Source organism: Haloarcula sebkhae, assembly GCF_014647415.1.
In the GTDB taxonomy this organism is placed as follows: Archaea; Halobacteriota; Halobacteria; order Halobacteriales; family Haloarculaceae; genus Haloarcula; species Haloarcula sebkhae.
The window spans coordinates 1-17,593 of record NZ_BMPD01000006.1; the positions used below are offsets into that span (position 1 = coordinate 1).

The 17,593-nt window shown below is 55.0% G+C and carries 18 protein-coding genes and 1 pseudogene; 11 read left to right on the top strand and 8 right to left on the bottom strand.

The window, feature by feature from the left end:
- The first annotated feature begins 182 nt into the window (after window positions 1-182).
- From IEY38_RS21300 to thiM, 3 genes are all read left to right on the top strand, one after another.
- Window positions 183-383, top strand: a complete 201-nt coding sequence (locus IEY38_RS21300; protein WP_229775335.1) for a winged helix-turn-helix domain-containing protein — start codon at window positions 183-185, stop codon at window positions 381-383.
- A gap of 158 nt (window positions 384-541) precedes the next feature.
- Entirely contained in the window at window positions 542-865 is a 324-nt protein-coding gene (locus IEY38_RS16180) for a DUF7521 family protein (protein WP_188979481.1), read from the top strand.
- Window positions 866-1,100: 235 nt separating this feature from the next.
- On the top strand, window positions 1,101-1,928 hold the full coding sequence (thiM, locus tag IEY38_RS16185; protein WP_188979482.1) for a hydroxyethylthiazole kinase: 828 nt from the start codon (window positions 1,101-1,103) through the stop codon (window positions 1,926-1,928).
- Window positions 1,929-1,938: 10 nt separating this feature from the next.
- Here the strand turns inward: thiM and IEY38_RS16190 are convergent.
- The 5 genes and pseudogenes from IEY38_RS16190 to IEY38_RS16210 all read right to left on the bottom strand — a co-directional run.
- Window positions 1,939-2,273 (bottom strand): annotated as a pseudogene (locus IEY38_RS16190) (tyrosine-type recombinase/integrase); the annotation flags it as partial.
- A 395-nt stretch (window positions 2,274-2,668) separates the two neighbouring features.
- On the bottom strand, window positions 2,669-2,890 hold the full coding sequence (locus IEY38_RS16195) for a hypothetical protein (RefSeq protein WP_188979483.1): 222 nt from the start codon (window positions 2,888-2,890) through the stop codon (window positions 2,669-2,671).
- Window positions 2,890-4,503, bottom strand: coding sequence for a TrkH family potassium uptake protein (locus tag IEY38_RS16200; protein WP_188979484.1), 1,614 nt, complete (start codon window positions 4,501-4,503; stop codon window positions 2,890-2,892). Before IEY38_RS16200 ends, IEY38_RS16195 begins: the two co-directional genes overlap by 1 nt.
- Window positions 4,504-4,761: 258 nt before the next feature.
- Window positions 4,762-5,472, bottom strand: coding sequence for a potassium channel family protein (locus IEY38_RS16205; protein WP_188979486.1), 711 nt, complete (start codon window positions 5,470-5,472; stop codon window positions 4,762-4,764).
- Between the two features lie 251 nt (window positions 5,473-5,723).
- Window positions 5,724-6,488 (bottom strand): Lrp/AsnC family transcriptional regulator, encoded by a 765-nt coding sequence (locus IEY38_RS16210; RefSeq protein WP_188979488.1) that lies wholly within the window; start codon window positions 6,486-6,488, stop codon window positions 5,724-5,726.
- Between the two features lie 414 nt (window positions 6,489-6,902).
- Between IEY38_RS16210 and IEY38_RS16215 the strand changes: the two genes are divergently transcribed.
- The 7 genes from IEY38_RS16215 (at window position 6,903) to IEY38_RS16245 (ending at window position 13,241) form a co-directional block, all read left to right on the top strand.
- Entirely contained in the window at window positions 6,903-7,775 is an 873-nt protein-coding gene (locus IEY38_RS16215) for a universal stress protein (protein ID WP_188979490.1), read from the top strand.
- Between the two features lie 352 nt (window positions 7,776-8,127).
- Entirely contained in the window at window positions 8,128-8,478 is a 351-nt protein-coding gene (locus tag IEY38_RS16220) for a hypothetical protein (protein WP_188979492.1), read from the top strand.
- A 1-nt stretch (window position 8,479) separates the two neighbouring features.
- Complete coding sequence (locus IEY38_RS16225) at window positions 8,480-8,923, top strand: universal stress protein (protein WP_188979494.1); 444 nt, start codon at window positions 8,480-8,482, stop codon at window positions 8,921-8,923.
- 56 nt (window positions 8,924-8,979) lie between these two features.
- Complete coding sequence (locus tag IEY38_RS16230; RefSeq protein WP_188979498.1) at window positions 8,980-9,666, top strand: potassium channel family protein; 687 nt, start codon at window positions 8,980-8,982, stop codon at window positions 9,664-9,666.
- Window positions 9,667-9,794: 128 nt separating this feature from the next.
- Window positions 9,795-11,312: a TrkH family potassium uptake protein gene (locus IEY38_RS16235; RefSeq protein ID WP_188979770.1), complete on the top strand. Its 1,518-nt coding sequence runs from the start codon at window positions 9,795-9,797 to the stop codon at window positions 11,310-11,312.
- A gap of 103 nt (window positions 11,313-11,415) precedes the next feature.
- Window positions 11,416-12,096: a potassium channel family protein gene (locus tag IEY38_RS16240; RefSeq protein WP_326838522.1), complete on the top strand. Its 681-nt coding sequence runs from the start codon at window positions 11,416-11,418 to the stop codon at window positions 12,094-12,096.
- A 2-nt stretch (window positions 12,097-12,098) separates the two neighbouring features.
- Window positions 12,099-13,241 carry a universal stress protein gene (locus IEY38_RS16245; protein ID WP_188979502.1) on the top strand — a complete coding sequence of 381 codons (1,143 nt, stop codon included), beginning with the start codon at window positions 12,099-12,101 and terminating at the stop codon, window positions 13,239-13,241.
- Window positions 13,242-13,475: 234 nt separating this feature from the next.
- Here IEY38_RS16245 and IEY38_RS16250 read toward each other — a convergent pair whose 3' ends face one another.
- Window positions 13,476-15,749 (bottom strand): amino acid permease, encoded by a 2,274-nt coding sequence (locus tag IEY38_RS16250; protein ID WP_188979504.1) that lies wholly within the window; start codon window positions 15,747-15,749, stop codon window positions 13,476-13,478.
- Window positions 15,742-16,179, bottom strand: a complete 438-nt coding sequence (locus IEY38_RS16255) for a universal stress protein (RefSeq protein WP_188979506.1) — start codon at window positions 16,177-16,179, stop codon at window positions 15,742-15,744. The genes IEY38_RS16250 and IEY38_RS16255 overlap by 8 nt, the downstream gene beginning before the upstream one ends.
- Before the next feature lie 210 nt (window positions 16,180-16,389).
- Here IEY38_RS16255 and IEY38_RS16260 point away from each other — a divergent pair, with 210 nt between their 5' ends.
- Window positions 16,390-17,262, top strand: a complete 873-nt coding sequence (locus tag IEY38_RS16260) for a universal stress protein (protein ID WP_188979508.1) — start codon at window positions 16,390-16,392, stop codon at window positions 17,260-17,262.
- Here IEY38_RS16260 and IEY38_RS16265 read toward each other — a convergent pair.
- Entirely contained in the window at window positions 17,259-17,522 is a 264-nt protein-coding gene (locus IEY38_RS16265) for a hypothetical protein (RefSeq protein WP_188979510.1), read from the bottom strand. The two genes, IEY38_RS16260 and IEY38_RS16265, sit on opposite strands and share 4 nt — an antisense overlap.
- Between the last annotated feature and the right edge of the window lie 71 nt (window positions 17,523-17,593).

Here is a 17,593-nt window from a genome sequence, read left to right on the forward strand (position 1 = left end):
TCACGCGCAAGGCATTTCCCTTGTGTATTCCACGGGTGGGGTCCATTTTGTCATGCTCACCTACGTCGATTTGCATGGAGAGTACGATGACTGATGTCACTGTGCGGTCACTGGTCGGAGTTCGACAGTGCCTTTATTCTAAACTGACTGCACTTCGACTACTGGATGCCTGTACAACTTGGATGACATCTAACACAGAAACGAGCGATGTAGACCTCGCAACCGTTGTCGGACTGCTAGATGATGAACATATCCGTTCAATCCTGACTGCGACTAGCGAGACACCGCTGTCGGCTACCGAACTCGGTGAGAAGTGTGGTGTCTCCACATCGTCTATCTATCGGCGACTTGATCGGCTGACCGACGCTGGTCTTATAAGTTAGCAGACACGTCCGCGTTCTGACGGCCACCACGACACTGTATACGTCTCCCGACTTGATCGATTCGAGCTCACGATCCGCAATGGCGACCTCAACTGGGGTATTACTCGCTGTAGTGACGACGTTTCGGACCAGCTAACACGTATGTGGGGGAAATTCTGATGTCAATCGTTGGACTTGGCTCTCCAATTGCTCTGGTTACCGGCATCGTGGCGGCGGCCACAGCGCTACTTGGATTGTACATCGGCTATCAGGCGTATCGTGGGCTCCAGCGTAACGAGGAACGGTCGATGCGCTGGCTCTCAACCGGCATGATATTGCTCTTTGGGCTAGCGTACACCCTTGCCGTTGTTGGACAGGGACTGCTTGCCTTCCGTATTTTTCCGGTCCACTTCCAGAATATTATCCGTTTACTTGTCAGAGTCGTCCAGCTCAGTGGGTTGCTGTGTATTGCCTACTCCCTGCGGATTGCGACGAGACAGTAACCTGATCATCTCATTTCTGTCCATTAACATCAACGGCCGAACGAATCGTCACCCATCTTGTTCTGTTGAAATCCTAGTCTTGACTATTTTCTCAATGAAACAGCCGTCGGATCGGTGTGCGCGTGCGCGAACCCGTGTACAAATAGCACAAGGAGTTCTCCATACTGTAGTTGGCTGGCAATTACCTTGCGGTACAACCGAAGAATGAGGTAGCACCATCTGTTTCTACGAATGTATGCCAGTCGAACTTGACGCTGATCTGGAAACGGTCGCTGAAGAATCGCCGTTGGTCAACGCTGTCACGAACGATGTCACCGTCAACGACGTGGCACAGACTATCCTTCACTGGGGTGGCCTGCCAGTGATGTCGGACGACGAGCGAGAGGTCGGGGACATGGTTGCTGGTGCTCAGGCCTGCCTGCTGAACATGGGTACTGTCAGCGAGACAGGCGAGGCGACAATGCTTGAAGCCGGCGAGTCTGCCAACGACCATGGCGTCCCGGTTGTCGTCGATCCTGTCGGTGTCGGTGCGACGCCGACACGGAACCGAGTCGCTGAGCGTCTCGTCACAGAACTCGATGCCGCGGTAGTCAAGGGCAACTACGGCGAGATCACAACCTTAGTCGGCGATGAGGCTGAGGTCCGGGGCGTTGAGTCCATCGGCGAATACTCCGATATCGCGACGACGGCCGTCGCCGTTGCGCAAACGTTCAACACTGTTGTCGTCGCCTCCGGCGAGACAGACATCGTCGCGACTGAGGACGTCGCCTACGAAGTTAGCGCCGGCCACTCCAAGATGGGAACTATCGTCGGCACAGGGTGTATGCTCGGAGCGACAGTCGCAACGTTTGCAGGGGCTATTGACGACACCGCACACGCCGCACTGGCCGGAACCGCCGCATTCAGTTTGGCTGGGGAAGCCGCCGCAAACGGCGACTTCGGTAAGGTCCATGGACCAGCGAGTTTCAACGTCTCATTCAAAGACGCCATCGCTGGTCTCACCGTCGACACTGACGACGCTAGGAGCCGAATCAAGGAAGTGCTCTCGACTACTGAGGCATGAGTATGGGTTCGCTTGTCACTCCTGGGTTCGTTGGTATCAGCCCTTCGTAGGCGGCCCAGGTGTGGAAGATCGGACGTACGGAAGTGCCGACGCGCTGTCTCCGCCGAGATATCGCCTTGATCGGCAGCCTGGGACAGTTCATGGGCTACTGCTCAGAGATCGTCGTCGATGTCCTCGGTCAGTGATGCCATGCTGAACCCATGCCCACGCGGCGAACTTCCGTAGCACGCTGGCGACGTTTGTTCGGTAGCGTCCGGAGTCGATATCGACCAGTCGCTTCTTGATTGCTGCTTCAGGGGTGTCATCCTCGGGAGTAGCGTCGTACTCAGGCGGAAGCCGATCCATGCTCCCATACAGCGGCGGTCCGGGTTAAACTGATGGTTCTTACTGATGTAATACAAACCTAATTCCAAAACACGAATATCACCGTTTCAGAGGCTCTGTAGCGCTTCGATTGGATAAGACAATATCTATAAATCATATGATGATATATCAAATTTATATATTGGAAGTTGAGACTATAGCGGGTTTAGCGGCACCCTGATGTGTGGTTTCGGCCGACTCAGTGAACAGGGACTGGCTTAGATTACTCTCCAAACAGCCAATCTTGTTGAACCACCAATCATGTGGGTGAATTGCCACAAAGACTACACGCACCTGCACGGGATATGAAATCGTTCACTCACTGGATGAATTAAGAGACCATTGAGTTGGACGAACCCGCTGATAAGTAGTAGGCCCTAAGTGCTACTCTCTGTAGTTTCAGCAACTCCCTTATATGCGATATAGCTGAGAAACCCACCCGTATAGGCGACTGCAAGGAGGACTGAAGGTAACGTGCGGCCAAGGAAAGTGATGATACTGATCACGATTGGCCCGAGAATAAGAAGCGCATCGAATACGGAGTCATCTGCGCCAGCCTCGAGGAGCGGGCCAATGACCGGAATCTGTTCGAGTCGCATTAGTCATATACCCCCATCGAGACGAACAAACTCCGCAGGAGTACCAAGACCGGGATTATCTCAAGTCGCCCGATCCACATGTTGAATAAGAACATGGCCTTTGTGACCGCCGGCATCCCGGGACCGGTGATGCCCGACGAGAGCCCAACGTTACCTTGGGCGGAGGCAACCTCGAACAGAACGTTTTCTAGAGTGTAGCCTTCTGGACCCATCGGAAGAGCGATCATAAAGACAAATGCAGCGACGCCAAGGAAAAGGATCCAGAGGAACGTGATGATAGCAGCCTCTTCAAACTCCTGAGCTGCTTCGTCATCTGATAATGTTCGGTCGTCCAGTCGGAATGTGCGAACAGCAGTTGAAGGGTAGAACACGCCACGGATACGAAACAGAATCCCCTTTCCGAGGGTGAGCAGCCGGATGAGCTTGATACCCCCGACAGTTGATCCAGCAGCTGCCCCGACAATCATTCCGAACGCGACCGTCAGCTGTGCGGGCGCCGACCATCCCGGTCCGAGCGAGCCTGCGGTCTGAAACCCGGTGCAGGACGCCGCCGAGATGAACTGGAATATGGCAAATCGGAACGTCTGAAAGAGCGTTGCTGCCCGGCCATGAAGGACGATTCCAGCAACGGTCATCGTCTCTGTCTGGTAGAATCTCTGATCAAACAGTAAGGCAGTCAAAATCAACGTCCCAAGGCCGAAGAAAATGAAGACCCACCGCGTCTGGAGGTCTCTGTAGAGGTTCCGGAGGTCCCCGCGTAGAATTAAATAATGAATCGGGAACGCAATACTCCCAAGAATCATGATGGGGATGAGTGCGAAGTCGATGGCGACGCTGTTGTACGTGCCTATCGAATTATCCGTAATCGAAAACCCTCCGGTTGCGAGCCCCGTCATTGCATGGTTGATTGCATCCCACATCGGCATGCCAGCCAGCCACAGGAGGAGGATCGAGAAGAACGTGAACAGGAGGAAGATCCACCAGATTGTCCTGACGGTGGACACGATACTCGGATGGATCTTCTCCGAACGCGCTTCACTTTCATAGAGCGTAAGTGACCCACTTCCCGGGCGTGCGAGAATAGCGGTCGTGAGCACGATGACTCCTACGCCACCAACCCATTCGATGAATGAACGCCACCACTGGAGCGTGTGTGGAAGCGCTGCCTCGTTATCGGTCATCGTCAGTCCCGTGCCGGTAAACCCGCTCATGCTCTCGAAGAACCCATTGAGGGGATTCTGGAACGCAGCGAGTGTACTGAACGTCCTAGTTCCTCCGGTCGTGAACCGGGCCGGAATTTCGAGAACTGAGGGATCAAGTCGTGCCGTCCAGGCAATAAGCAGGAATGGGAGGGAGCCGAAGACTGCTACGAAGAACCATCCAGAGGCAGCGATCATCATCCCGTGCAACCGACCTGGATCGTCTGCGTTCTGAAAGGCTCGCGAAAGCCCAAATCCGACTAGCAATGGGAGCAGTCCTGAAAGAATCATACCAGGAACAACCCACCACTCTTGCCAGACGAGTGGAATAAGAACGGAGACGAGAATGAGACCCGCTAGCGCCTCGAGCATCCGCCCGAGGTCGCGAGCAATTGTCCCAAGACGATTAGCCATACAATTCCGGTATGCTGAACGAGAACTTAAATTGGCTGATTCACTCCAAAGAAGTGTACCGTTAGATTGCGCAATGGGAAATGGTTACTTGCGAGTCCCGATATCTGGTCGAAATCCTGACATCGAGCATATTACATCGCGGTACGGTGGGGCCCTCCATACTCGGACAGTTCCGAGAGTTGTGCTACAAACAGCTGTGAGGAATTTTGACCACACTTCCCGAGTCTACGACTACCGATTGAGCGATTTGCACCCCACTCATAAACTGAACCTGCTCGAATTGTTCGTTTCGTGGTCCTCATAATGTCCGAAGATATCTGTCACCTCTGGTGTTGCTCCAGTCCCCGAATACACCGTGAGCAGGTCACCGGTTTCAATACGGGTCTGTCCACGAGGGGTAATAGGGGAATCTGATTCGGGCCGTTCAATCGCTACGACAAGTGTGTCCTCATCAAGCAGTCCCTCCTTGTCCGCTTCGATGAGGTTCAGCCCAGCGATCGGTGCGTCCTCGGCGACCGTAATCTCGAACACTTCGGCAATATCCCCGACACGCATGTAATCAACAATCGATGGTCGATCCACAGACCGGAACAGTGATTCCGCGATGAGGCGCTGTGGATTCTCCATTGTGTTGACGCCGATTTGCCTGAAGAGGTTCATGTGCTCAGGGTTGTGAACGACTGAGACGATACTAGGGATTTCGAGTTCCTGTGCGAGCAATGAGATCATGACATTGGTCGCGTCCTGATCCGTCGTCGAGATGAGCGCATCAGCCCGGTCAGCTCCGGCATCCTCCAATGTCTCCTTGGTCGTCGCATCCGCGTTGATGACCATGCAGTCGAACTCAGTAGCGACTTCGTCCGCTCTCGCCGGGTCTTTTTCGATGACGACGACTTCGTTTCCAGTTCCGGTTGCGATTTCAATGAGCGGCGTTCCGATATCGCCAGCTCCGACAGTGATTATGTACATGTATTATATCTCCTACTGGTGCCGCTTTGGGCTGAGTCCCTCATAATCAGTGTCTCGGGCGAATCGCTCGTCTCGCTGTCTGCCGACACACCGCGGACGTAATCGAGGGTTCACTTGGGTGAGAATTACGGTCCTGAAATAAAAACCTCGCTATCTTGCTTAATCCACATACTATCGAGGATTAGGCCAGCAATCCGAAGAGATGTTGAGTATGGGACCAGTCTAGTAGTATCGAAGAATCGCTCGGGTCTTCACGATGGTGTCATCGGTTGGTTCGTGTTGCCAAATGACTCCAGTGTCGACTCTGGCACGCCGTCCCGGGCAAACACAGAGATGAGATCACCAGCACGAATCTCCGTGTCACCCTTGGGCGTAATCATTTCATCTCCACGCTCAATGGCGATAACAAGCACTTCACTGCCGAGCAGCGATTGCTCGTTAGCGTCTCGTAGTGTCGTATTGACGATAGGGGCGTCCTTGCTGACGGTCACATCAACTACCTCGGCTCCGCCGGAGAGAGACACCATATCTGTCATTGCACCCTGCTTGGGTGCGCCATCCGGCCCAAATAGCTCGTACGGCGTAAAATACTCCTCCTGAATCAGATCTTCGTCCTCGATTTCTAGACCGAGTTTACTGAGCTGGTGGGCTATTCGTGTGAGGTCGCTCATTTCTTCGCCCACAGCCTTGATTTGGAGGTTCCCACGGCCCGTCCTGAGTTCACGAACGTTCACGACTCCGGGAACCGTGAGTGCCTTTCTGGCGAGATTTTCCCGTTCACTCGCCGAAGTGTTACAAACGAATAAATTAGTCATGCGACTTTCACAGCGTTCGTAGTCGATATCAGCGTGATACCCTTTGATGATGCCCGCTTCTTCGAGTTGGTTGATTCGATTGCGAATGGTCCCCGGAGAGACATCCATCTCCTCGGCAACCATCGGAGCCGAGATATTCCGTGCATCTTCCTGCATCGCATATATAATGCGTTTGTCGATTTCGTCGAGACGACGACTCATACTAGATATACAGGATGCGTGCCAATCCCTTTTTCCCCTGCTGCCTGCAGTGGACTGTCAGCGATTCCAGGCGTCGGATGATGGTCTGACCAACTGACAACGTGGATTCTTCCGGACCGTGCGCGGTAAACAGGTCTGATCCGTCTGTTCAGCTGTGGTTTCAGATAGCGAACGTAGACCGGCCTGTGTCACCGGGGAAGCAGGGCGCGCGTACAAAACGTACCCCGACCCGTTGCCAGCGTATTGAGCCTGATGTCTGCTGGTAGCTGTGTTCCGGCAATAGTCTACGAGACTAGTCTTGCGGCTGGTTGTCTCCGAAGGCATCAAACCGTTGCTTAGGGAATATATATTCTTCTAGCTACGGAATCCGGAACGATAGAGTGGATTTATTACGGATAGACAGTCAGTAGTGGCATGGCCCACACTGAAACGAGTCTCCAAGAATTTCTGGAGCGGTCCAACCCGCCCGATTCTCCACCGAAAATACTGTACCCAGTTTTTAGTTCTCATGATAACTTCACGTTTCAGGCCGCATTGAATATCGCAAAGGGGGCCGGAGCGGAACTCCTCGTGCTAGATTTACTTACAGACGCTGGTCTGGAAACAGCAGAGACCTCACGTATCGGTCGAAAATTACTCCAAGCAAATCTAAACGACGGTCATACCGTCGATGCACATTTGATCGTCGAGGAAACGAACAGTCCGCTAAAGACAGCGATCAGGGTGGCGAAACAACGGAATATCCAGCTGGCTGTCCTTGACGAACACACGCCGGAACTGTTTGCCGAGGGAGTTCGTGGTGACGCCGCCGATCGGATGCGAAAAAAAGCATCGTGCGACGTCGTTTCAGTCATATACTCGCGTGCTGGTCCGGGGGTCGCATCAGTGCTTGTTCCGGTTGCCGAAGGCAAACATTGTGACCTCGGCGTCATCGTCGGTGGCGCTCTCGGGGTGGGTGCAGATGCTCCCGTGGACCTCTTCCACGTGTCTGAAGACAAAACCGAAGCCGAAGTAACACGGGTAGAAGAACTGTTCGAAACGGCCAAGAAGCGTCTTCCTGAATCTGTCGAACTGGACACATGGCATCTTGAAGCGCCTGACGTCGCGGAGGCAATCATTAACGAATCCGCACATTACGACGTGACTGTGATAGGGGAACCAACGCAACGCAGCCTTCTAGAGTTCGTCACGGGTTCAATCACTGCGAGCGTCACTGAAGAGTCAGAAAATGCAGTTCTCACAGTACAGCGGAATGGTGGAGAGGGATTCAGTTTCGAAGAGAAGTAATCTGGCAATCATCCTGGTATCAACGAACCCACGGTAGTGGACTGTTGCAATAGACTTCATGTGTGTAGCACTCCCTCAACGTCCCGATCAGGAGTTCCCATTCGACGGTAGATATAGCTGTTAAATTCACCAGACCAGTAAATAACAGTATACTAGACTAATTTCGGAATGCGTAATTTTATCCATTTCTTTTACTGTATAAGGATGTAAGACGGTACTTTTTTAATCGAGCGATATTTCTAGACTCGAGAAGACAACTCCTGTGGAGTAACCAAGTCGTTCGAACGGCCGACTCGCCGGCCTATATCGACTGCTCAACGGGGCCAGAAACAGAGCAGCCCCCAAATGAAATATGACACAATCTGAGACCAACCCCCCTGAAAATATCCCGAAGGAAATTACGACTGTACTGGCAGCCAGTAGTGACGCGCGACTCAGGGAGATTATCCATTACGCACAGCAGCTCCTGCGGGAGCATCCACCGCTCACAGATGCGATCGAATCTCGGGCGGGTGAAGAGCTCGTTCGAATCGAGGACCATGGAGCGTACACGATTGTCGTCGTAGAACGCCCGGAGGAAACGGGCGAAGCACGAGGCCCGTTCGCCTACAGGGTCAAGTGGGAACACGGTATCGGCGACGAGGATGGACAGTACCGGTGGCACTATCTCGGAAAAGTATACGAAGAAAACAAGGGTGACTGAGATGTCTGCGGAATTCTTCCAGCGAGTCATTGTTCCAGTGGCTAACGAAGACGACGCGAGGGCGACAACTTCTGCTCTTCGCCCGTACGTAGTAGGGTCAGACTGCACTATTATCGCCGTCCATGTCATCGAGAAAGCCGGTGGCGCGCCGGACAAAGCGTCAGTCGAACAGCGCAAATTGGTTGCGAGAGATATATTCGCTGCCGTCAGAGAGAGATTCGCTGACACGGGTGTCACACTGGAAACAGAGCTTCGGTACGGGACCGATATCGCATCGACACTCATTGAGGCAGCACACGAACTTGACGCCAGTGCCATCGTCTTCACTCCCCGTGGGGGGAGCCGCTGGCAAAAACTGTTAGCTGGCGATGTAACACACAACCTCATCAACGAGAGTGACATCCCGATTCTGGCGCTCCCTGACCGAGAGGTGAGTGACGCGTGAGTGGAACCGGGAGACGGGCGTCCGGGTCGACAACAAACTACTAACTGAAACCACATATGTATATCATCATCGTCGGAGCAGGCGATATCGGCTCACCGCTGATCAATATCGCCACTCGAACTGGAAACGAGGTTGTCGTTATCGAGAAAGATACAGGAAAAGCCGAGGAGATAGCAAGCGAGTATGACTGCCTGGTCATTAACGCGGACGCGACAATCAAGGAGACGTTGGAGGATGCCGGAGCGGATCAAGCCGACGCGATCATCTCGACGACGGACCAGGACGCGACCAATGTGATGGTCTGTCTGCTTTCCAAAGAGTTCGAGATTCCGGCAATCACGTCAGTAGTTCACGATGCAGCGCACATGAACCTCTTTCGTCAGATCGAGGTGAATACGGTCGAGAATCCACAACAACTCATCGCCGAGCATCTCTACCGTGCGGTCGCCAGACCGGCTATCGTCGATTACATGCGAATCGGCGAGGACGCAGAGGTGTTCGAAATCACAGTCAGGGAGGATGCGCCAATCGCTGGCAAAACACTCACAGAAGCCGGTGAGGTGGGCATCCTTCCGAATGACGTCTTGATCATCGCCATCGGTCGTGAGGGCGAGGACAGGCCACTGACACCGCGTGGAAACACCCGAATCCAAACGAACGATCTGTTGACCGTCTACTCCGCAGCCGGTGCGAACCCAGATCTCACCGACATCTTCGGCCATTACGAAGACCAAACAGCGTGATCACGGGAGAATCCAAATCAATGTCCAATTCATCTGTCGGTCGCCTTGACTTCCTGACAGCCTCGAAAACGGTCTGTAGAGACGTTGGTGCCTTGCAGGTACTCATCGGCGGGCTGATGTTAGTCCCCATGCTTGTCTCGCTGGTCTATCAGGAGTGGTACAGCGGACTGTCGTTTCTAATCGGTGCAGGGATCACTTCGCTTGCTGGCGGGGCAGCGTATAAACTGTGCGAAGATGCCCCTGAACCGAAGCGTCACCACGCGATGATCGTCGCGGCCCTCGGGTGGCTCGCTACGGCGGCGTTCGGTGCCCTCCCGTTCGTAATCGCGGCCTACATCACGCCACCGGCAGTACTCGAATCATTCGTGCCAGCGGGTGCGAGCTATCAGTCGAGCCTGCTCAATTTCCAGAACCCTATCCATGCCTTCTTCGAGAGCATGAGCGGGTACACAACGACGGGACTGACGATGAGTGTTCACGAACCGTCGGTGGGCCACGGCTTCCTCTGGTACCGCTCACAGATGCAGTGGATCGGTGGCGCGGGGATGATCGTCCTCTCGCTGGCAATTTTGCGTCAGCCGCACGGGACTGCGGGACTCTCGCTGTATCAATCAGAAGCACGAAACGAGAAACTTCGGCCGAGCATCGTGGGTACGGCGCGTGCAATCTGGAAGGTTTACGTCGGCGTCACCGCACTGGTTGCCGTCTATCTGGCAGCGGCCACGTTCCTCGTTACCCCGAATTACGGTATCGAGCCGACAATTTTCGACGCTATAAACCACGCGATGACTGGTCAGTCCACCGGCGGGTTCAGCACACTCGATAATTCCATCGCCGGCTACGACTCATACGCGATGGAACTCGTTCATATCCCCGCGATGATTACGGGGGCAATTTCGATTCCAGTCTACTATGGGATGCTCTCCGAGCGAGATATCCGAGAATTCACACGCGACCCACAGGTCAGAGTGTTGTTTGGGTTCTTCATCATCGGTGTAGTCGGCCTGACGGCGTTTCTCGCTCGATGGGTCGGGGTGCCTTACAATGGCCAGCCGCTCGCGTATGTCGGGCGTGTGGCGACGAGTCAGGCGTTCCGTGATGGTCTCTTCCAGTTTATTAGCGCACAGACGACGACGGGGTGGCAAACGTCTGCAATCGGCGACTGGAACAACGGCGCAGTCATGTTCATCGTCTTCGGTGCGATGTTACTCGGCGGTTGTGCCGGAGCAACGGTCGGCGGGATCAAACTGCTGCGTGGCTATATTATCGCTCGCGGCATCAGTTGGGAGATCACGCGCGTGTTCCTCCCCGACCACGCTATCGACGATCTTCGAATTGGGCAGCGGATACTCAAAGCCGACGAGGCAAACACTGAGATTAGCGCCGCGACGACGTTCGCGTTCGCGTACCTCGTCTTGCTCGCCCTCTCGCTGCTCGTCCTGTTGGCAGTACTTCCGACGGATTTCACGCTCGCCGATGGGATTTTCGAAGTAGCGACGGCACAGGGGACCGTCGGCCTATCGTCGGGGATTACTGGCCCAGAGATGCCGGTCATCGCTGAGGTCCTGTTCATCATCCAGATGTGGATGGGGCGGCTCGAAATCATCCCCGTCCTAGTCCTGATTAACGCGATCTTCAGGCGGTGACTTGTATGGATAGTCAGCATCAATTCCGCCCGCCTGTGCTCGATGTACCCGGCCCGCCCTGCACAGTAGAAGCGCTTGCTCGTATCGCTACGCAACCAATACCATCACACTATCACCAATGTACGTAATCATCATCGGCGCAGGCCGCACCGGCAGCACCGTTATCAACCTCGCAACGCAGGACGACCACGAGGTGGTCGTAATCGAACGCGATACAGAATTGGCCGAAGAGGTGAGTGCAACCTACGACTGTATGGTTATCAACGCTGACGCAGCATCGAAAGATATCCTGCTCGAAGCCGGCATCGAGGAGGCCGACGCACTTATTTCGACCACGGAGGACGACTCGGTAAACCTCATGGTGACCATGTTTGGGAAGCAGTATGGGGTCGAGACGCTCGTGAGTTCAATCAACGACCCCGCCCATATGGAACTATTCGAGGACCTCGGCGTGAATATCGTCGAAAGTCCGCACCGTCTCAACGGTCAATATCTCTACCGGGCCGTCCAGCACCCGGGGATTCAGGATTTCCTGCCCATTACTGGTCAAGCTGAAATCTTCGAGATGGCAGTCAGTTCGGGCGCTCCGATTGATGGCCTCGATTTAATCGAAGCTGATAACAACGATCTGTTGCCCGAAGAGACGATAATCGTCGCCATCGTCCGAGATAGCGAATTGCTCATTCCGCAGGGGGAAAGCGAGATTCGTGCTGGTGATACGGTCACTGTTTTCGCGAAAAATGGGGCGACTAGTCGGATTACGGATGTGTTCAGAGGCTCATAACGATGTCCGATAACTCCGAGCCGACCAGCGTTCGAATCACCGTCCCGGAGCGATCTTCGGGTTCGGATGATGAACCGTATCTTCGTAGCGGGCCGCCTATTCAATCTCCAGGGTATAGAGTTATCGTTCCCGTTACTGAGACGCTGCTTGATAGCTATACAGGGATCAACGTCCGCCGCTTCCTGCAAACAGCGGTCGCACTGGCTGCTGATAACGGCGGCCGGGTGCTCTTGCTTGGCATCGAGACGGTGACAGACGAAGCGGAACTGGGCCATGTCCGAGAGTATATCCGGACAGAACAAGCGAGCCAGGCTGATACGAACCCCACCATCGAGACACTCGAAAACAGACGGACACAGTTGGCGGAGATGAGTACTCTAGCACAGGAACTCACGCCGAGTGTTCCGGTCAGTGCGGCCGTCAGAACCGTGACAGACCTGACTAAGGGTATTCTTGCTGTCATAGACGATGAGAGTGAGGCGGCTGTCCTGCTGCCACGCGGAACCAGCCTTAATCAGAGCTGGTTGTTCAAGCGAAGTACAATTGACGCGGTCTTGACGGACGCTGAGTGCGATGTGTTCGTCGAAAAGATGGGTGCCAGAGGAGGGGAGAACGCACTGTACGTACCGAGCGTTGATGAACATACTGTCGCACCGCTCGCCGAATCGGAAGCCGAAACGATAGACTCGATACTATTACCTGTCGGGGCAGGCCCGCACTCTGCCCTCGCTGCGGAAGCAGCACGCGCGGTGGCACGTGCCACAGGTGCATCTGTGACCGTGTTCCACGTGGTACCATCTGAATCATCTGCTGAGGCGAGAAGTGACGGTGAAGACCTGATAAAGTTCGCTGAATACGTGCTCGGTTCCGACATACCGATCACAACGACCATCAGGGAGGCTGCTGATACCGCTGATGCAATTATAACAGAAGCGGAGTCTCATGATGCCGTATCAATAGGAGCGCCGGAACAGAAATCACAGCTAGAAGCGTTAGTCTATGGGTCCGTACAAGAGACGCTCTCAGAGCTTGATGAGCTGACTATTCTCATGTCACGAGATTCTGACCAGACTATGCGGTCTCTCTACTACCGATGGAAACGAGGCATTGAGGCCGAAGGTGGCGAGAACGAGTCCAGCAAGTGAGGCCATACAGCAGAAGGTCGTGTCCTGACTTTATCATCACAACTTAGCTACGGGACAAGCCGGGAAGCCAAGCGAGACAGTACTGTGGCCTGTGCTGGGTCGGCCAGCACGGCGATGGGATAGAACGAGGTCAAGCGCTTGTCGATTTCAGTGTGATGTCGACTCATACAAAAAGACAGGTCGAGCCTCAATTCGGTCTCCCCTGCGTGCAGTAGTGGAGACCTGACCCACTGCCTACGATTCGAGGCGTCGAACGATGGCTTGGCGGATCGACATCGCGGATTCTTCAGGACCACGGGCCATGACCACAGTCTGATCCGTCCGTTCACCAATCGTCTCGGGCAGCGAGCCGAAGACAGCCTGCGACACCGCACCCGTGCGGGTCGCACCCACACAGATTGTATCGTACCCTGTAGCTGCATCGAGAATCGCCCCTTCGATATCCTCGGCTACCTCGATACGGCTCTGGTACTGTGCCTCTTCGAGACCGGTCCGTTCAACGAACTCTTCGATGAGCGCCTCGCCCCGCTCCTGTGGGGAAAGGCCGTCATCGTCTTCACCTGGCTCTTGAACGTTGAACAGCGTCAACCTGGCTTCCTCGTCGGCCGCCTCGGCAAATTCTCTGGCCCGACGAGCAGCCACTGGTGCGTGTGGCCCCTCACCGGCTAAGACCATGATATCGCCCGTCGCGCGTCCACCTTCTGGACCGAGTTTCACGAGCGTTGCATCACACGGTGCACGACCGATGACAGGGTCGATCGTGGAGCCGAGAACGTGTTCTCGGCGGCTTCGCCTGCCTTTCCAGCCGAGGAGAACGTGGTCAGCGTTTTCCTCCTCAATAACGTCCAGAATCGCTGAGCCAGCGTTGCGACCAACGATGGCGTGCGTTCGGAGCCCGACATCAAGGTCGTCAGCGATGTCCCGCGCAGAGTCCAGCAGTTCCTGCTGGCGTTCGACTCGTGTCTCCTCGAATGTGAGGTCCTGTTCCAGTGAAGTCTGCTGTGGGACTTCAATGATGTTCACCGCGACAACTTCGGCCGTTTCGCTATCATGTGCGTGTGCGCTCGCTGCTGCCATCCGGAGAAGGTCCCGTTCCGTTTCAGGATTTGCCACGGGAACAACAACCCGATAGCGTCCCTGCCCGTCCGCTACTGTGGTCGGTTCTGGTGCGATTGCCTCCCCAACTAGGCTCTGGCTGAGTGCTCGGTCCCGGGCGTACACAAAGTACCAGAGAATTCCAAAGACGACGATGACACCGCCGATGGCCTGCACGATAAGGCTCATCTGGAGGAGAATGGCGATACAGGCGACGAAACCGAGAATCGGGACAATCGGGTACAGCACGCTCGGAATCCGGAACGCCGGGTCGTAGGCGTCAGGATTGGCACGGCGGAGGACGATGACCGCGATATGGACGAGCGCGTACGTGACGAGGTACATGAAACTCGCCACTTCTGCGAGTGTCCCGATGCCGACGCCGATGGCGATGAGCACGAGCGTGATAATACCGGTCGCGGAGATGGCACGATATGGCGTCCGGAACCGGTCGTGGACCTCATTGAGCCAGTTGATGAGAATCTTGTCCCGACCCATGGCGAAGTTCACGCGGGCCGCCGAGAGGATACTCGCGTTCGCACTCGACACTGTCGCTAGAACGGCTCCCACGATCATCGCTAACGCTCCGATTGGCCCCATAATCTCCGTCGCTACGTCGGCGACGGGTATCGGAGAGTCTGCAAGCGCCTCGATTGAGAGCGTCCCGGTCGAGACGAACATCACCCCAACGTACATCAGCGTCGGCGTCACGACGGCCGCAATCATCGCCAGCGGAAGATTACGGCTCGGGTTCTTGATCTCCTCGGCGCTGGTCGCAATTACTTCGAAGCCAATAAACGTTACATAGACGGTTCCGATCGTCGCTGCGACGGCCGGCCAGCCCTCTGGTGGGAGGAACGTTCCGATCGTTGGCCCACTCGCGGCTCCCAGCCCGAGGAACGCCACGATGAGGCCAACCAGAGTGAGGACGATGACGTTCTGGAGTGCCCCGGTCTCTTTGACGCCGTAGTAGTTGACTCCAGTCAGCAGCGCCGCCATGACGAGTGCTGCGACGGTTATCCCGATTTCACCCCATCCGGCCAGAAACCCGATGTACTTTCCAAGCCCGGGGAGCAGATATTGACCAAAACCGATCATGTAGAACGCACTGGCAAAGGTCAGCCCGGCCCACATTCCCCAGCCAACGATACTGCCGAAGAATGGACCGAGCGCGCGGTTAACGTAATAGTAGCTTCCACCGGCTTTGGGCATCCCAGTTGCCAATTCCGACAGTGAAATAGCAGCGAGCAGCGATACTAAGCCGCCAGCAAAGAAGGAAATCATGCTCGCGGGTCCTGCCTGCTCCGCAGCGATGCTCGGGAGGACGAAGATGCCGGCACCGATCATCGTCCCGAGGCCAATCGTATACGCTTCGAGAAAGCCGAGGTCGCGTGCGAGTTCTTGATCAGTCATTGTTAGGTTCAGGTAGTGTAATAACGGGTATGTCGCTCTCAGAGACGAGTGACAGTCCCACGTCACCGGTCAGCAGGCGAACCCACCGGTTGCCACCTCGTGGATTGAAAACGATCGCACTCGCGTTGATTTCATGTGCGGTTTCAATAATCGTCTCTGCAACGTCAGTCCCATAGCGGATTTCGGTGGTGGGCGTGCAGTCGGTATCGGCCATCTCGTCACGAGCAACGCTGAACATTTTATGTGCGTAATCCTCTCGCTGCTCGACTGACGCTTTGTCCGGGGCGCCACCCGCCTTCTCGATGACGTTAATGACGGTTACATCTCCCTCCGCCGACTCTACATACGGTCGCAGCGCCCGCATGGTCGATTCTGCGTCTTCCGGTGACGCAACAGGTACCAGCGCGTGTCTGAACAACGACTCCGGCATACTATCCCCTCCGAAGCCGGCTGTCGGTGTATTGGTGTCCCTGGTATCTCGCGGTCGTAGTGAGAATCATACTGACTAGTCTCACGGACTGTATATGAATTATTTGTCTTTACCGCTATCCATTGGTCATCCAACTATTACACGGTCGATTTGCTACGGAATGCGGAATCAGCACCTGCGTTTAATACTGATGGGCCACCACTCGCTTACATGAGTCATGATGAGGGTAGTCTCCGAGAGTTTCTAGAGCGATCCGAGACTCCTGATTCGCCACCCCGTATTCTCTACCCGATATTCAGTTCCCACGACAACTTCACGTTCGAGACAGCGTTGAATATCGCTGAGGGTGTCGAGGGAGAACTACTTGTCCTTGATTTACTCACCGACAACAGCCTCCGTAGCGCTGAGGTGACATCAATCGGCCGAAAATTACTGCAGGCCCATCTAGACGAGGACCACACTGTCGATGCCCATTTAATCGTCGAAGAGACAGACAGTCCACTCTCGACTGCGATTACCGTCGCACAGCAACGGCATGTCCAGCTCGTCGTGTTCGACGAACACACGCCCGAGTTGCTGGGCGAAGGGCTTCGCGGTGACGCGGCCGACCAGATGCGGAAAAAAGCAGGATGTGACGTAGTATCAGTCACGCATCCCCGGAGTGGGGCAAGCATCTCTTCGGTGCTCGTCCCACTTGCTGGTGGAGAACATTCTGGTCTCGCAGTCGTCGTCGGCGGAGCGCTGGCAGCAGGCGCGAACGCTGTTGTCGAGATCTTTCATGTAACACAGGACAAAGATGAGACCGAGGCTGCACAGGCCACGGAACTGTTCGACACGGCACGGGCACGGCTCCCCGAGTCGGTCGAACTGGATACGCACCATCTTGAAGCGCCTGACGCCGCGGAGGCAATCATCGACGAGTCTGCCCACTACGACGTAACTGTAATAGGCAAACCGACTCAGAGCCGTCTCATAGAATTTATTACTGGCTCGGTAACCAAATCCGTAACCGAAGCCTCAGAAAACGCGGTTCTTACAGTCCAGCGTGGCGACGACGATGGGTTCAGTTTTGAGGGACATTAATCCTCGCGCGTGGGAGTCTCATCGTGGTCTGGTTCGACGACCCATTCGGCACCTTCCTGTACCACCGTGCCAGTGTACGACTGTTCAATAGCATCGCTGTCCTGTTCGACCACTTCGTACTCGTAATCTTGGTCGGTAACAGCCTCGAGTGACGAGATACGGATACCCCTGTCACCATTGGCCTGTGCATACACAAACAGCGCGGAGTAATAGTCACGAATAGCGTCTTCTATCTGCTCTTCAGCAGTATCATCGGTCATGGGTTATGGATACATAAGCACGCATAAAAAGGCTATGTTGAATGCGTATTCCCGTCTATTTTAAGACGGGA

What these genes read in the sequence shown, in the direction of transcription:
- IEY38_RS21300 (WP_229775335.1), top strand. Translation starts at nt 183, where the DNA reads ATGACATCTAACACAGAAACGAGCGATGTAGACCTCGCAACCGTTGTC.
- IEY38_RS16180 (WP_188979481.1), top strand. Translation starts at nt 542, where the DNA reads ATGTCAATCGTTGGACTTGGCTCTCCAATTGCTCTGGTTACCGGCATC.
- thiM (WP_188979482.1), top strand. Translation starts at nt 1,101, where the DNA reads ATGCCAGTCGAACTTGACGCTGATCTGGAAACGGTCGCTGAAGAATCG.
- IEY38_RS16195 (WP_188979483.1), bottom strand. Translation starts at nt 2,890, where the DNA reads ATGCGACTCGAACAGATTCCGGTCATTGGCCCGCTCCTCGAGGCTGGC.
- IEY38_RS16200 (WP_188979484.1), bottom strand. Translation starts at nt 4,503, where the DNA reads ATGGCTAATCGTCTTGGGACAATTGCTCGCGACCTCGGGCGGATGCTC.
- IEY38_RS16205 (WP_188979486.1), bottom strand. Translation starts at nt 5,472, where the DNA reads ATGTACATAATCACTGTCGGAGCTGGCGATATCGGAACGCCGCTCATT.
- IEY38_RS16210 (WP_188979488.1), bottom strand. Translation starts at nt 6,488, where the DNA reads ATGAGTCGTCGTCTCGACGAAATCGACAAACGCATTATATATGCGATG.
- IEY38_RS16215 (WP_188979490.1), top strand. Translation starts at nt 6,903, where the DNA reads ATGGCCCACACTGAAACGAGTCTCCAAGAATTTCTGGAGCGGTCCAAC.
- IEY38_RS16220 (WP_188979492.1), top strand. Translation starts at nt 8,128, where the DNA reads ATGACACAATCTGAGACCAACCCCCCTGAAAATATCCCGAAGGAAATT.
- IEY38_RS16225 (WP_188979494.1), top strand. Translation starts at nt 8,480, where the DNA reads ATGTCTGCGGAATTCTTCCAGCGAGTCATTGTTCCAGTGGCTAACGAA.
- IEY38_RS16230 (WP_188979498.1), top strand. Translation starts at nt 8,980, where the DNA reads ATGTATATCATCATCGTCGGAGCAGGCGATATCGGCTCACCGCTGATC.
- IEY38_RS16235 (WP_188979770.1), top strand. Translation starts at nt 9,795, where the DNA reads ATGCTTGTCTCGCTGGTCTATCAGGAGTGGTACAGCGGACTGTCGTTT.
- IEY38_RS16245 (WP_188979502.1), top strand. Translation starts at nt 12,099, where the DNA reads ATGTCCGATAACTCCGAGCCGACCAGCGTTCGAATCACCGTCCCGGAG.
- IEY38_RS16250 (WP_188979504.1), bottom strand. Translation starts at nt 15,749, where the DNA reads ATGACTGATCAAGAACTCGCACGCGACCTCGGCTTTCTCGAAGCGTAT.
- IEY38_RS16255 (WP_188979506.1), bottom strand. Translation starts at nt 16,179, where the DNA reads ATGCCGGAGTCGTTGTTCAGACACGCGCTGGTACCTGTTGCGTCACCG.
- IEY38_RS16260 (WP_188979508.1), top strand. Translation starts at nt 16,390, where the DNA reads ATGAGTCATGATGAGGGTAGTCTCCGAGAGTTTCTAGAGCGATCCGAG.
- IEY38_RS16265 (WP_188979510.1), bottom strand. Translation starts at nt 17,522, where the DNA reads ATGACCGATGATACTGCTGAAGAGCAGATAGAAGACGCTATTCGTGAC.